The 14,907-nt window shown below is 36.2% G+C and carries 13 protein-coding genes; 1 reads left to right on the forward strand and 12 read right to left on the reverse strand.

All coding sequences use genetic code 11. The features are described 5' to 3' along the window. Nucleotides 1-376: 376 nt before the first annotated feature. The 6 genes from AACQ38_RS12045 to AACQ38_RS12070 form a co-directional block, all read right to left on the reverse strand. Nucleotides 377-1,642, reverse strand: a complete 1,266-nt coding sequence (locus tag AACQ38_RS12045; RefSeq protein ID WP_165578221.1) for a hypothetical protein — start codon at nt 1,640-1,642, stop codon at nt 377-379. 2 nt (nt 1,643-1,644) lie between these two features. Beyond that, nucleotides 1,645-2,196, reverse strand: coding sequence for a hypothetical protein (locus AACQ38_RS12050; RefSeq protein ID WP_165578222.1), 552 nt, complete (start codon nt 2,194-2,196; stop codon nt 1,645-1,647). Beyond that, on the reverse strand, nt 2,165-3,028 hold the full coding sequence (locus AACQ38_RS12055) for a multinuclear nonheme iron-dependent oxidase (protein WP_165578223.1): 864 nt from the start codon (nt 3,026-3,028) through the stop codon (nt 2,165-2,167). The genes AACQ38_RS12050 and AACQ38_RS12055 overlap by 32 nt, the downstream gene beginning before the upstream one ends. A 40-nt stretch (nt 3,029-3,068) precedes the next feature. After that, nucleotides 3,069-4,082 (reverse strand): radical SAM protein, encoded by a 1,014-nt coding sequence (locus AACQ38_RS12060; protein ID WP_165578253.1) that lies wholly within the window; start codon nt 4,080-4,082, stop codon nt 3,069-3,071. Nucleotides 4,083-4,099: 17 nt separating this feature from the next. Then, a complete protein-coding gene (locus AACQ38_RS12065) occupies nt 4,100-4,837 on the reverse strand; it encodes a cobalamin-dependent protein (protein ID WP_165578224.1) in 738 nt (245 codons plus the stop codon). Between the two features lie 258 nt (nt 4,838-5,095). Continuing rightward, nucleotides 5,096-5,218: a hypothetical protein gene (locus tag AACQ38_RS12070; protein WP_258152180.1), complete on the reverse strand. Its 123-nt coding sequence runs from the start codon at nt 5,216-5,218 to the stop codon at nt 5,096-5,098. Between the two features lie 244 nt (nt 5,219-5,462). On the opposite strand from AACQ38_RS12070, the gene AACQ38_RS12075 reads away from it, so the two are divergent. Next, entirely contained in the window at nt 5,463-5,711 is a 249-nt protein-coding gene (locus AACQ38_RS12075) for a hypothetical protein (RefSeq protein ID WP_165578225.1), read from the forward strand. 174 nt (nt 5,712-5,885) lie between these two features. Here the strand turns inward: AACQ38_RS12075 and AACQ38_RS12080 are convergent, their stop codons facing one another. From AACQ38_RS12080 to AACQ38_RS12105, 6 genes are all read right to left on the reverse strand, one after another. Next, nucleotides 5,886-6,728, reverse strand: a complete 843-nt coding sequence (locus AACQ38_RS12080) for a cupin-like domain-containing protein (protein WP_242685577.1) — start codon at nt 6,726-6,728, stop codon at nt 5,886-5,888. Nucleotides 6,729-6,847: 119 nt separating this feature from the next. Next, nucleotides 6,848-9,271 carry an acylase gene (locus AACQ38_RS12085; protein WP_165578226.1) on the reverse strand — a complete coding sequence of 808 codons (2,424 nt, stop codon included), beginning with the start codon at nt 9,269-9,271 and terminating at the stop codon, nt 6,848-6,850. Nucleotides 9,272-9,273: 2 nt separating this feature from the next. Continuing rightward, nucleotides 9,274-10,254, reverse strand: a complete 981-nt coding sequence (locus AACQ38_RS12090) for a TauD/TfdA family dioxygenase (RefSeq protein ID WP_011147708.1) — start codon at nt 10,252-10,254, stop codon at nt 9,274-9,276. Between the two features lie 189 nt (nt 10,255-10,443). After that, the gene (locus tag AACQ38_RS12095; protein ID WP_041380267.1) at nt 10,444-11,187 is read right to left on the reverse strand and encodes an aspartyl/asparaginyl beta-hydroxylase domain-containing protein; all 744 of its coding nucleotides are present in this window, start codon (nt 11,185-11,187) and stop codon (nt 10,444-10,446) included. Between the two features lie 148 nt (nt 11,188-11,335). Continuing rightward, complete coding sequence (locus tag AACQ38_RS12100; protein WP_011147710.1) at nt 11,336-13,012, reverse strand: cyclic peptide export ABC transporter; 1,677 nt, start codon at nt 13,010-13,012, stop codon at nt 11,336-11,338. 40 nt (nt 13,013-13,052) lie between these two features. Next, nucleotides 13,053-14,891, reverse strand: coding sequence for a thioesterase domain-containing protein (locus tag AACQ38_RS12105; RefSeq protein WP_165578227.1), 1,839 nt, complete (start codon nt 14,889-14,891; stop codon nt 13,053-13,055). Nucleotides 14,892-14,907 lie beyond the last annotated feature (16 nt).

The raw sequence follows: 14,907 nt of genomic DNA on the forward strand, positions 1-14,907 counted from the left end.
AGATTCAGCCAAATCTCACAACCTATCTATTTCCTCTCACTCCCTTAATCAAATGAAAATGTTTAATACCTGGAAGTATTTAGTCCCAGATTTTGCTGATACAACCCATCCACTTGCAATAAATCAAAAAAGAAAAATAAAAGTGCCACAATATTATGAAAAACTACTCACTGAAAAATAACTTTCCGAATGATTTCTAGTGATATGAAAAATTATTACGGCCAAATTATCTTTGCCTTCCTAAGTACAGCCAATAACTATACCCTATGGATTTCAAAATGCATCGCGACGACAAGGGAGTGAATCCCCGGGAGCATAGCAAATTATGTGGCCGGGGTGAGCGAATGCAGCCAACGAAGAAGCAACTTCATTTTCATTAGCTATTCTTCTTATAAAAATAGGGAAATTTAACAAAGAAGGTGTAGATAAAATAGCTCAACAAAAAAACAATAAGTCCTACGCAAAATGCCTTTATCACGCTATCCTCTTTAAAAAATATACTCCCTACCATGGCAAATAATATAATGAAACCAGTAGTCATCGTTTCTACAAAGAGGAAGAAAATAACACTTTTCCTTTCATCAAACTCATAAAGGGCTGTATTGATCGCAATACGAGTCATAATAAGACCAACGGATACACCTATCAGACTAAAAAATGAAAGCGCAATAAACTGACTAGCCCCAAGTGGAGAAATTAACAATAAAGTGGATGCAAGCAATGAAACCAAGACCAGTGACTGTTTTAGCTGAACACTGGTCTCGAACCGCTTAAGTCTGACCATAATTTGATTACCCATAACTGCGGAAAAAAGATATATTACAAATGCAACAGATGAACTGCCAAGCCATGCAAGGTAATTGGGAAGATTAAGGTAAACTTGATATTTGTATAATAAACCAATGGAATACATAAGTACTATAGATTCAAATATATTTCCTGTAATAAAAAACAGGGAATTCGGAACGTTTAATTTTACTACCGATAGAAAGTCTTTTAATTTGTAAAATCCCAATGCATTATTATTATTTTTTTCTTTATGTATACAATCAAGATCCTTTTTAGATTGGAAAATCTGTATCAACCTTAATATCATGATCATAGAAAAAATTGCTATTGCGGCCACTTTCTCATTAAAAAAACCAATCAACATAATTGTTATGCCAAGAAAAACAAATGGCAATATCAATCTAATGGAAAGATAATATTTAAAAGAATTGACATAATCTGCTGGTTCTCCGATTTTAAAAATGCTCATCATATTGTATGAAGGTCTGAATGTCGTTTTTAAGCATCCTGTTCCAGCCGCATCACACACAAATGACATAATAATAATAAACCAAGCGAGATAAAAATAACCAATATAAGATAAAGCAAAACCCGCTAAAAGAAGAAATGCGGATAATAGTTTTAACCCAAATCCAATTATAGTTGTTTTCGCTAACCCAAAATTAAAACTCATCAGACTACCAGAGGCAAACTCGATAATTAACGAAATAACCAATTGGGAAATAAGTGTAAATTCCAGTGAAAAATTACCTAAATGTTCATTGGTTGCAATAAGGGCCAGCTCAAGTATCGTTACACTCATAGCAACACTGCTATACATAGCATCTGCTCGCGCAATAGTGAGAAGAACCATCTTTACACACTCTCCTTGTAAATTACACCCGGCTCAGTCAGTATTGTTTTATATAAAAATGAAGGAGCAGAAGCACGAGCGTAAAACATAATACTCAAATAGAGTGACTCTAGATCATAAGGTACCAAAATATTTTTTTCATCCTTATTATCTTTACTATAAATATAATGTCTCCTTGGATGTTGATTCACATAATCCTCGTAGTCCAGTAATTCCACAAAGAGTTCATTTCCTGAATTTTTTATCTTGTTATAGAAAATATTACATGATGCTACTGAAATACTATGGCTTATAGAAGCTTTTATATGAAACTCATCAAAAACATCAATCAAAACACATTCATCAGAAAGAGAAAGAATATATTTCGAAACATAAACCCACCGTTTATGAAGCGCACGAGTTATATCTAAAAACCGTCTGACTCTATCAAATAGCAAGTGATTTTCTGCAATGGTTTGGTTGATATTAAACTCTAATAAAGCTCTTCCAGAATAAAGATTCGACATTCTCTCTAAACTATCTTCATTCATATGCAAATCTTGGCGACGTTTCATAGATAGCCTCCCAAATGCTATTAATGTTTAGTTTTTCAACTTGATGGCTAGCACCTTCTTGTTCAAGTAACGTGTTTTCTAGTCGTTTGCACCGTGATTTACACTGTTTATATAACGAAATCAAATCCGCATCAAACGGATCTGCATGCTGATCTAACCACACCGATACCCCTCTCCATTTCCATTTTTTCATCCCGGAAATATGTATCGTTATAATTTTATCCCAAATCACATTATCCATATCAGGCAGAACAGTTGCATCAGACTCAAGTGTTCGGCAATACCCAATATAATGTCCTAAATCGAAAGCAAAATAAGCTTTCGATTCTTCACAAAGTTTAATATAATAATCCCAAAAGTTTATATCACCTAATTCGCTATATACGGGTGGGTTTTCCAAAGCAATCTCTTTTTCAAAAAACTCTCGTGCAAACAAAATATTTTTTGCAGTTACTAGGATACTTTCCTCATTAAGTGCAGGATTCATTTGATGGGATCCTAAAAAAAGATCTCCACAACGCCATATACCAATATCCTCTTCTAGATAAGAAATAGGTAGTTTTTTTATCAATTTTTTTAAACGAAGCATTTCTTCCTTAATAAGCTTACCTGAGAAATTGATATCAACCGGATGAAAAGAGATCGTCATGTTACCCATATTAGCCATCGCGACAATTTCATCATCAAACTCATCCCATACCCTTGCCCCCAGACTAAAATGCCCAATTTTATGAAAGATGCTATTCCTATCTTTATTTTTTTCATGATAAACGAAACGAAGTTTTTCAATATCACCACTCACACCAATACACATGTCTTTTATCTCATCCATTGATTCCCCCAATCACTAATCTAATTTAAGAAAAAACTTATCATTGTGTATTATTGCCGTCCACGCTTTGTATCATCACAATTTCGCCTCTTCTTCCACCAACACCTACTGTTTCAATACCAAAATATTTTTTACTTATTCCCAAAAAACGGGTGTTCTCTTTTATGGTGTTGCTTATCACATCTGTGTAGATATTAAAATCTTTGACTGCGGAATTCATATTATAGAGATCATCTGCATGACAAAGTTCCCACAATACTTTAAATGGAATGTGCCTCAAATATACATTCCTTAACGAAAGAGAAGAAGATAACAATTTATTTTTCCTATTGTTTCTTATTACCTCCAAATTTAATGATATCGCCTCTTCTAACTGATGAAGCCAAGGCTTAGCAAATTTATCGATGAATAAATGATAAATCTTTTTTACCCCATTATCACTAATAAGCTCTCGGCTGTTAGGCAGCCTATTTAAACTGAATAATTTTCCCAGTTTTTTTTCGAGATCAATTCTAACTGGAGTACCAGGATACAACATCATTAAATTAAAATAATGATCGAGGGACTCATGCTCTGCCATACCAGATTTGATCAAAAATGTCAGATTCTCGATAATCTCAGTTTTTGTTTGATCATGGTAAAACATGATAAAATCTAATCCAATATCAATTTTATTTTCTTGTAACGCCTTGATAGCATCGATATTATCCTGTACTGTCACACGTTTATTCATATAGTTTAGTTGAGTTTGAGAGCCTGATTCAACCCCCATCTCAACTAACCTTAATCCCTCTTTAACCAGAGTAGGTAATTCTTCTCGTAGACGAAGTAAATAGCGAACTGTAGAAGAAGAGCTCCATGTAATATCACCATTTCCAATCTGATATAACCCTTTAGAAAAGGCTAATACTCTATCTTTCTTCACAAAAAAATTCGCATCCATCATATAGACATGCTGGAAATCGTATTTTTCGCGTGCTTCTTTAATCCAGTTAACCAAAATATCAGCGTCCACAGCACGCCATCTAGGGCCTTCTGCATCTGCGGCAATAATCGCACAAAATGAACAAGTTAGTGGACAACCCCTCGACTACTGGTAAAGGCAATAGCTTTTCTTTTGCGTCCATCCCGTCTGTCAGTAAAAATCAAATTTTGCAAGCGTTCTGAATCATACTCCATAAGAGGATTTACCCACTCCTCTGAAGGAAGTTGGTATTTCTCAACTCTACTGACCTGCAACTGATCATTTCTATCGAAATAGACAGCATTTACTATATTTTTTCTAAGATACTCAAAATACAAATAATTCTCTGCTGGTATTGATTCCCCATACTGCTTTTTAAACTGGTGGAAAATCTCCGCCAGAATTTTTACAGAATATTCTCCCTCTCCTTTAAAAGCCACACTATAAATATCTCTTCCAGTTTGCATAAAATTTTCTGCGGCCAAACTTATATGCGGACCACCGCAAAAAAGGAGAGAGTTAGGAATTAAATTCTTAATTATTTTCCCCCAAACTAATGCTGTATCAACATGGCTGCTATAAATCGAAATCCCAACAATATCTGGTTTCCATTCAATTAAATCAGTTAATTCCTCTGTTCTGTCCTGAGTTAAATCTGAATAATCAAATATTTTTGTCTTGACAAAACTTGTATTTTTCTTGATATATGCGGAAATATTCTGAAGACCCAAAGGCATAATGACCTGCGGCCCTTCTCCATAAGGCAATGCAACTAATGCTAAGCGAATATTATTTTTACAGGACACTATATTATGGCAATGTAAATCTCTGAATACTTTGTTCATATGAAAATATTCTATCATGAGTTACTTGGCATAATATGAAAAAAAGTGGATATCTTTCAGCAAGTCGAATAGCCAAATTACTATCCTCAAAACTTTTCATAACCAATATTTTTTTTAGTTTTACCATTAATTCACCATTATGGAAGAAACAAAAACCTAAGTCTTCCAAACAGATAATATCATCCTTAACTTTCAAATACATATTTTCAAGCCTTTAGTGTAGCCTTACTACTTATAAAAAGAAGTAAGGCTGAAAAATTAAAATTCAGGTGCCGTCTTACCCCCGATTGCTTCATAATCTACTTCAACAACAGCTGTTTCAATATCCATATCAGAAGCAATTTCTTCAAGAATTTCTATGTTTGTTACTTGAGTGATCATAGATACATCCTCCATTGTTATTTATGTGTAATGCAACATTGGAATTTTCATTACACATAAGTATTGTAGGTTTTTTTTAGCTGTCAAGTCGTTATTGTATTTAAATGTTAATATTCAAAATACAAATAGTCATGGTTATCGTTACATGAAACTATTACTCGTAATTACCGATCATACACTGAACCTTAAGTATTAAACCTCTCAAAAATATCCTCCAACATATTGTCTTTATTGGATTTTATTTGTGGAAACTTTTACGCGTTTCCAAGCTGATTCCATTCAATCAATTCAGTTTTTAACTAAGAACTTCGTTGAAATTACACCTGAAATTTTTCATGCCATTCCATATGGTGCTTCATTAAAAGTCGGCGCTCCCGTTATTGGTGCAACAGGACAACCCGCCGTGTTTCTTCTCAATTCCGCTAAATGGCCAGTAAGTGGAATAAAGATAAGCAGAGATAATAAATCATCGTTACACACATCAATTTATTAATAATGCTGGGTTTTCCACACTATATCATGGTCGTAGACGTAATATTAGAACGTTCACGACCATGTTCTGGCAAGAGGGATTTATTAACCGTGTTGGGTGGACTTATTATTTAAATAAAAAGAAACCGCCACTGAATTTTTCTATTCGGGAGTGACGGCTTAAGCAGAATTCGAATTAACTTAACTCAGGAATTAACATCCGAATAAAATTTGCTTGTTCCGGTGATATATCATCGTCGTTGTTTATGGAATGCTTAACCAGCTCCAAGTTCGTGTCATTAATAAAATTTTCAGTGATTGAAATTCCTGCCTCCAAATTTTTAACTTGATGATAGTGTGTACAAGGCGTGAAAACAATATCACCAGGATTCTGTATACAATGAATACCTTGAGCCTGAATGAAATCGGGATATAAAGCCAAATCAGGGTTAAAAGCATCAACGTTGCCATAACCTATTTTCATTGCTTCTTCCGGCCCATAAAATACCCACTCTTTTCGACCACTCATCACCGCATTCCAAGCATGAGTAGAAGCAATGTCCAAGTGCATACGAGAGCCGCTGTTTTTAGGCCCCATATAAATCCAGCGAAGTAATAGTAATGCCGCTTCATTATGCAAAATATTGTCTGAAACACGCTGACGAATTAAGCAAGAAAAATAGTCAAGGACCTCATAATCACTCACCAATTCTTTAAAATAGAGCGAAAACGGCCACGCAGAGGCATAATAAGGATCAGGTTCTTCCATATCTTTTATATAATCAATATAGTCACCAAGAGACATATATTTATTATCTTTATTATCTTTATTATTTGATGATCGAAATACTTTTATCAGATGATGACCAAATTTTTGCTGAAAATAGTCCCATGTCCACTTTGTTCTTGCTACCCACTGTTCAGCGCCTCCTCGAATAATAAAAGGAACTCTATTCAGCATACAAGCAAACACATCCTCTATGGATGGCATGGTGAACTCTACGCATTTCTGATAACCAGAATTAGAAAAATCCATCATATTTATATCGTTCCAAAAAATAAAATTTTCTATAACTGGCTGGTTACTTCAGCCAGTTATAATGCTTATGTTAAAAACATCAAAAAATTTCTTGTGAACCGGCACCAAGCAATCTTAATTTAATGTTTGATAACCAATTCTGAAATAGTTGATCGTTTAATCTCTTTTGGCCGATAAGGCAACGGCAATAGCTGTTTATAATGAGAATAAAATCTGCTCTGATCTGCAAAATGAGGCGAATCAATATCAGAAGATTGCGAATAAGTGAGTAACCCACGCGCATTAGGCCCTTGTTGATCAAATGCCACCAGCATTATCCAACTAGAACCATAACGAATATGATATCCTTGATCAGTTAGCTCCGATTCCAATGCCTCACCAGTCACCACATCATTACCCACAGTATAATGATGTTTAGGAAACAGGGTTTCATCCCAATCCCATGCAGCGATCTTATTAAAGCCGCCTTCTTCTCCAAACAACCCCGGCCAACTCATGCGATTATCGGCCGGTTTACCGTCAGGTGCGGTACTTTCAATAAATTGAAACTTACTCACCGGAGTATCTAAAGCCAGCCCCACATTATTCACATTGGCAACCGCTCGTGCTAACAAGGTGACAAACTCTTCACTTTGTTTTAATTGGCGTGGCGTTGTTGCCGGGTGGGCTATGTCAAACGGTACGGCAAAGTGTTTTTGCTGATCAATTAAAAAAGCTAATTCACGGAATATAATAGCGCCCCGACTATCCGCATTAAATTCACCGTTCCATTGTGATAGCAATTGACATGCCTGAGTAATATCGACCTTCAGGCCATTCACCAATCTAATTAATCGGTTCTGTGTTTTATCACATAGGGCAACCACATCTTTTAATATCAGTTCGGCTAAATATGAACGCTCAGAGAATAACGCCTGTTCTAACTCCATGAGAGAAAATCGCTTATTATCACCCGCCGCATCCTGTATTAGTTGCAATCCCATACGAGTTCTGAACGACAGGGGTTTTCGTTCATTACCCAGAAGTGGGGAAAAACCTTCGAGTAAATGTTCCAAGTTCGTTGCCCAGTGAGAATCATTGGAATTTTGTACATAGGATGTTTCCACGAGCTGTGGGATCTGATCATAACCCAAGGCTTCGGTAAAAATCATGGATGATGAGTTACCCGGTAAAATAGTCACGCCATACTTCTCACGTGCTGCCGCCAAAGTTTCGTTATCATTCAATAATTGAATAGCTTCAAGAGACAATGCCGGTACAGCTTTATCACCAATAAAAATACCAACGCCTTCTTTACCAGTTAACAAAGTGTTATTAAAAGCCAAGCCATTAAAATCTTTATAAGATTGTTTTGCATCAGCAAGACTATCCGCTCGATTCAACGCCAACCAATGATCAATCATATCAAGATTGTAAAGATTGACATCTTTCACGACATAAAATTCAGACTCGGACCAAGCAAAGTCTTCATTTTCAATAATGGGCCCAATATCAGTATAAAAATGATCTTTCGTGACCGTTTTAATACCGCTATCGGTTTTGACTTCAATATGAATTGGCTTCGACATTACCGGTTTAATAACACCATCAATCACATAATTGAGCGGATTGTTAGCAGCAGTTTGCATTTTATAAACAATGACATGTTCAGCCGATGAATAAGTGTGAGTCCAGGCAATGTTGTGATTAAATCCAATATTAATAATACCCGGAAAACCAATTAAAGACGCTCCCATAACATCAATCTTTCCGTTCATGACATGATGCACTTGCCAAAAACGCATGTTGCCTTCATAAGGAAAATGGGGATTAGCCAATAACATACCATTGACTTCTTCAACTTTGTCACGGCCTAATGCCCAACCATTCGAACCAATGGAATAACCATTATTCCTAGATATATTTAAAGACAATTGTTTTTGATCTTCTTTATTGGGATCAGCCGCATAATAATCAGCAAGAAATTGAGCAGAACCAGGAAATACCGCAATAGAAAATACATATGCCAGTACATCCTCACGTTGAATAGGTGCTACCCATTCTTGATCTCGACAAGCTTTTGGTAAGGTATAACGCCCTTCCTTAACATGGGACAGGTAGGTATTATAACCTGCAACAAATCCATCAATAATTACCTGTGAATCAGCACTTAATTGCGGCCATTTTTCACGCGCCTGTTCCACCAAAGCTAACGTTTTATAACCGAAGTCCTGAATTAAATTCAGTGAGTCCCCCTGCTTATCTCTATCAGCACCAAAGAAACGCGCACGCTCCCCTCTAATGCGCACATAATCATCCGCCATAATGCATATATTATCTTGTGCCTGAGCATAGGCATTGCCAAAACTCAAGCTTCCCAAGTCGTGTGCATAAATATGAGGGACACCATAATGAGTACGAACAATTTTCGCTTCAAATGCTGTCTTCGTCTTTTCTGAATAACTTTTAAATCCGCTACAACTTATTGTTAATAAGGTAATCAACAGTAATGTGATTGATTTAAATGATATTGTTTTAAATAATATTGTTTTAAATGATGTCATTTTTATTTTGCCCTTAAAGTACCTGTATAAAAGTAATCTCTGGCTTTGAATTTTGATTCCAATATTAATGCTCTGAGTAACCAACGATCATAACCATCGTATCGAGGTTCATACTCGCTGCGTGCATGAGCAACTTTACGGTTATCAAATAGCAACATGTCTCCAGGAGATAATATAAAAGCCTCTCTATTTTCATTAATACACTGATTCAACTTTTCCAACGCGGCTTCTGCCTTTGGTGTTAAACAACGCATATAAGCGGGATCAAATATCATTTCTGGTTCTTTATGTTGACTTAATACGGCAACACAACGGCGGCCACTGACATTCGATACAAAGGTTGGATCGACATCAATCTCAAAGTTTGATTTTTGCAATTCAGCAATGGTTTCAGCATCCAAATGAATATTCTTTGTTTGAAACAAGTAGGTTTCAGCATTTTTATCGCCACGCAGACAATATAAAGCAACCCAATCCGCTTTTGCATCATGGAAACCATCTTCAACATGCCATTCTAAAAACTCTTTGTTTGTCCCTAACTGCATATCCTTATATTTTTCCATTGGAAAAACATCATCGATAAAATTAAAGTTCTTTTTATTAACAAACGAATAAATATATCCAATTCGAGATAAAATCGTTGATATCAAAGTACGAACCCCCGCCACCTCAGAACTATTTGTTTGTTCATAAGATAAAGGCGTTAAGCAAAGATCATCAGGGATAGGCAACCCCTTTATCAGCAAATAATTTTCATTTTCTAATGCACGAAAGTCAAATAACTTTTTCTGTAAACGCACAGGCAAATTAAACGATTGATAAAAACATTTCCAATAAAATTCCTCGAAATTATCAATGTCATATTTTAGAGTAGACTCTAAAAATTGCTGCTTTAAATATGTCTGCTCTGTTGAGTCAAGCTCAAAAACGAAGTCATTAGACTCCTGAATATCAGACACCATGTATTGCCTCTTTCTATTCATAAAGGCTATCCTTTTAAACTGTGTTGCTAATAGCCAACAACACACCCATATCTAGAAAAATATACCCGTTATCTTTCAAGTTGCCTCTTTGTTGGCTGCACTCACTCACCCCGGTCACATCGTTATCTATGCTCCCGGGGATTCGTTCCTTTGCCGTCGCGATGCATCTTGAAATCCGTAGGGTATAAGCTAACCGAAAAGTTTACGAATACCGGTAATGATCAAAACCAATGCTTCCCGTTCTGCAAATGATAAATTGGGATGCCAGATATCCATTAATAAACAAATCCTATGTTTATCTGAGCGGTTATAAGCTTCATGCTGATAAGAATAATCAAACAGTAAACATTCACCTTCTTTCCAACATCTGGCTTCATTGGCAACAATGATCTCACAATGGCTAGCAGGAATATCGACCGCAAAATGTAAATTAAGAGTGAAATTCCATAAATCACAATGCGGTTTAATCACCGTACCTGGTTGCAACACCGAAAAGTGAACTTCCAACAGAGGACAATGCCAATCCCTTAATTCATTATTAAAAATATGCCACGTAGCGGGCAAAATATTGGCAACCGCGTTATTAGGCTGACCATTTTTAAATAAATATAATGCCTTCCAATCTTTTTGAGTTCCCAAATAGTGCTCATAATCGGTGATATATTGGGACTCACCGCTGATAACCGCGTTAATTTCCTGTTTTATTTTATCCGCATTATTCATCAATGAGGTGACTAACGGCTGCAACTGCGGAAAAGAATTCGTATCCAACCACGGCGTGGTAGAAAGCCCGGGCATGATATACTTGGCATCTGCTTGTAATGGCGCTCTTTGTTGTAGTAAAGGATAAAACATATCCTCTACTCTTTTTAAACAATCACTCCCATATTTTTCTCTAATTCCAGCCAATTGATCTTCAAATAGTTCTAACATTATAACCTCCTGATATCTACGAGCGATTATAACTATACCCTTCATCTTTCAAGCTGCTGCTTTGTTGGCTGCGTTCACTTACCCCAGTCACATAGTTATCTATGCTCCTGGGGATGCGTTCTCTTGCCGCCGCACTGCAACTTGAAATCTATTGGGTATACATAGTAGAAATAGCGGACTCTAAAGCAGCATTTTCTACTTTATCGGGGTGTACGTTTATTTCAATATTATCCACCAAACCATTATCCATAGTGATAACTCTGTCGGCGATATGAAAATATTTATCGTCATGGCTAATAACGATGACGGTTTTTCCATTGCGCTTCATTTCAGAAAGTAATTCATGATAGAAAAATCTTCTATAATTAGGATCTTGATCGGCTGCCCATTCATCAAACAAATAAATAGGCGCATCTTCCATATAAGAGATAACCAGAGCTAAGCGTTTACGTTGACCATGAGAAAGCTTAGTTGTGGATAATCTACCATCTTTAACCGTGACTTTTTCTGCTAAATCCAATTTTTTCAGATATTGACGAGTTAATTCATCATCGGCAAGTTCACCTTTTCGATTAATTACTGTATCAAATAGATAAAAATCTGAATGAATAACACTGTACATATTCAGATAATTCTCTCGATTATCTTCATTAACCACCTTATCATCTATGAAAATATCACCTTCAGATTTATTCAATAGACCAATCAACAATTTAGCAAAAGTTGATTTACCACTGCCATTACCGCCTTTAATAATGATAATTTCGCCACGCTGAATATCCAGATTAATCGGCCCAACAGAAAAACAATTCCCTTCACCGGCATATTTAAAGCTTATGGAACGCAGGGAAATTCGAGACCATTCTTTAAACTCTCCTGTGTTGGTTAATGTTGGCTCCATTGATAAGTTTTCAGAAAACCTTAAGCGATCAATCTTACGTAGAGATATGAGTGCCTTTACTATGGTTTCCTGTGAGGACAAAATAAAATCAACAGGGCCCAGCAAAAAGGTCATAATAAAGATAAAGGTAAGAATATCATTGCTTTCTCCTATCTCCCACATAACGTGAGAAAATAAAATAGATCCAAGCACCAGAAATAATAATATTTGCCCCCAGTTTTCATTCAATTTCCAGAAAATTTCTGATTTAAGATCAGAGTCATTAATCTTTTCTAATGATGGTAAAACACCTCGATTAAAAAACGAATGTTTGCGCTTTTCATTATTATTAAGCTCTTTAACTCCATCCACCAGACTTTTAAACTGTTCATGAAGGCTATCATAATCATCACGATATACCTCATCATAAGCTTCGGCTTTACTAATAAAATAACGCGAAACCAAAAGCCCTAACGGGAGAGTGACCAGCGTGACCATAAACAGCTCAATCGATTTGAATGCCAGAAAACCTAAACATGCAATCACTGTAATCACATGATAAATAAACTGCGGCATAGTAGAAATAGCTCTGGAAATATCACTCACATCAGATGTTAAACTGGCCTGGACTTTATGCCCGCCAATCCGCTCCAAAATAGCATAAGGGGTATTCAAGATACGTTTCACTAAGGTACTACGAACTTCAAAAATAATTTTGACGCTTAACTTTGTCATTAAGTAATTAGCAAAAGAACTCACAACAAACAAGCAGGCAAGCCCGATGAAGAATTTAACTGTCCATGATACTAAGTCAGCGCTAATCTGTTCTAATGCATCATCGGTAATCAAGGAAATTAACCAAATACTAAAGAAAGCACTAAAAGCACCAACAATACTATTAAAAATAATTTTTAACCGATTGGCTTTAACCAAATCAGAGATCATCGATATTAACTCCCAAGTAAAATTTTATTATCGCCAGATTTTAACAACCTTCACTTTGCCACAGAGTGATATTCCATCCCCCCATAAAACCTCGGCTAATTATTTTCGGCGTTAACCAAAAACAGTGTTGATAAATAGCATCATCACCATTAATTTGTAAAATCAACACTTTATAACCTTTATCATAAACATCGATTTTCAACCACTGTAGAAGTTGCTTAAGTTGATCATTAACAAAACTATCAAAGTTATAAATAACTACATGGTTTTCATTAAATCGATAGTCGTTTACATCAGCTTGTATTATCTCAATATGACTTTTTTGCTTTATCGCGTTAACATTTTGCTGTGCAATTAATGCCAATGATTCAACAATTTCTACTCCGGTAATCTTGCTAAAGTTGTAACTGGATGCACATATAATAGCTCGCCCTCTCCCACACCCCAAATCGATAAATTGAAAGTCACTGTATTCGATCGGTAGAGACATTAATGCCTTATGAATCACACTGTAATGAGCAGGCATATAGCGAGTACAAATATGAGAATCAATATGCCATTTATCGTTAAAAATCCTTCCATTCGTTTGAACACCTAAATGCTCATCTTGGCTGTCTTGCTGTTCAATCCAGTCAAAAATCTCATCAGGTTCCGTGACGCCAAAAACAATCCATAATAAGTGATAAAGATTTTCTCCTCGTTGTACCTGAATTTTATTATCCAATATCGCCTTAGCAATAGCAGCGGACGGCTCCTCACTGGTTACGCACGCTATTAATGTATCCACACTGATTTCAATCTCACTATAAAAATCATATTGCGCACACATTGTATTATTAGCATTGAAATCAATATGTACACGCTCATCCGTTATTTCAATAAACCAACATCCGACCTGCGATATTACTACCCGGTGATAGCTATTGATATCACCTATAGGCCGATAAATATCGGCCCGATATTGCACCATGTCAAGCAACGCCTGATAGGTTAAGTTCAATTTTTTAAATGAGGGTTCTGGTCGGTAATGCTGTAATAATATGGCATCAGCCAGAGTCTCAACAGCACCCGGTTTTAATACTGAGTAATGATCACCGCTTACCATGCCATAAGTAATCGTTTGTGTGACATAATCTTGTAACGATGCAATAATTTTCTTTTTTTCTGCCCGTAGTTGTATGGAGCTTTCACAATAAATAAATGTCATCCTGCCGTTTAATTTGGCCGATGGTACATAATTGCAAGCCATAATAGAGTAGATTTTATAAGCCTCAATAAAGCGATCCAGAGCTTCACCTTCAATACCTTGAATCAACCTGGTGCTCACATCATCGATCTCCTCATGGGTATAAGGTTGTCGGTCATAGGCGGTAAGAAAACTCTCAATAACCATCAAGTCAACGGTTTTCCCTTCACTTTCCAGCACCAAAGCAACCTCAAAGGCTGTACATGCTCCCACACAATAACCCGCCAGTCGATAATGCTCTTGTGGATAAGCTTGCAAAAGTAATGCGGCATAACGTTCAGCCAATGTTTTGACAGAAAGTGTTTCACCCCCCAATAATAGGGGGGTTGCATCAAATACCTTAAGGCAAAAATCGGTTTTTATTTTCTCAGCCAAATCAACAAAAGATGATGCTAAAGAATCAGCACCAGGAACCAAAAATAATGGCGTTTGATCAGTACCCAATGACACCAATTTAATGGCTTCATCTGGCGCTAAAAAAGCAATAATTTCAGCTTTATTCGCCACTACCAAGGCTTTTAGTTCAGGGGTAAAAACATAACCCGATATAACTTTAAAACCCAATTTGCCGCGCTCAACAAATAACTGCACGCCCGCAGCCGAAGCTTGCCGAATAATATCAATAACTCGCATTATTCCACCTTATTTA

Origin of the sequence: Photorhabdus sp. RW14-46 (assembly GCF_963887965.1) — a bacterium.
In the GTDB taxonomy this organism is placed as follows: Bacteria; Pseudomonadota; Gammaproteobacteria; order Enterobacterales; family Enterobacteriaceae; genus Photorhabdus; species Photorhabdus laumondii.

Bases quoted from the DNA above. Each gene is read 5' to 3' on its own strand.
- AACQ38_RS12080 (WP_242685577.1), bottom strand. From the start codon at position 6,728: ATGATGGATTTTTCTAATTCTGGTTATCAGAAATGCGTAGAGTTCACC.
- AACQ38_RS12065 (WP_165578224.1), bottom strand. From the start codon at position 4,837: ATGAACAAAGTATTCAGAGATTTACATTGCCATAATATAGTGTCCTGT.
- AACQ38_RS12100 (WP_011147710.1), bottom strand. From the start codon at position 13,012: ATGATCTCTGATTTGGTTAAAGCCAATCGGTTAAAAATTATTTTTAAT.
- AACQ38_RS12095 (WP_041380267.1), bottom strand. From the start codon at position 11,187: ATGTTAGAACTATTTGAAGATCAATTGGCTGGAATTAGAGAAAAATAT.
- AACQ38_RS12085 (WP_165578226.1), bottom strand. From the start codon at position 9,271: ATGACATCATTTAAAACAATATTATTTAAAACAATATCATTTAAATCA.
- AACQ38_RS12105 (WP_165578227.1), bottom strand. From the start codon at position 14,891: ATGCGAGTTATTGATATTATTCGGCAAGCTTCGGCTGCGGGCGTGCAG.
- AACQ38_RS12055 (WP_165578223.1), bottom strand. From the start codon at position 3,028: ATGGATGAGATAAAAGACATGTGTATTGGTGTGAGTGGTGATATTGAA.
- AACQ38_RS12090 (WP_011147708.1), bottom strand. From the start codon at position 10,254: ATGAATAGAAAGAGGCAATACATGGTGTCTGATATTCAGGAGTCTAAT.
- AACQ38_RS12050 (WP_165578222.1), bottom strand. From the start codon at position 2,196: ATGAAACGTCGCCAAGATTTGCATATGAATGAAGATAGTTTAGAGAGA.
- AACQ38_RS12045 (WP_165578221.1), bottom strand. From the start codon at position 1,642: ATGGTTCTTCTCACTATTGCGCGAGCAGATGCTATGTATAGCAGTGTT.
- AACQ38_RS12070 (WP_258152180.1), bottom strand. From the start codon at position 5,218: ATGATCACTCAAGTAACAAACATAGAAATTCTTGAAGAAATTGCTTCT.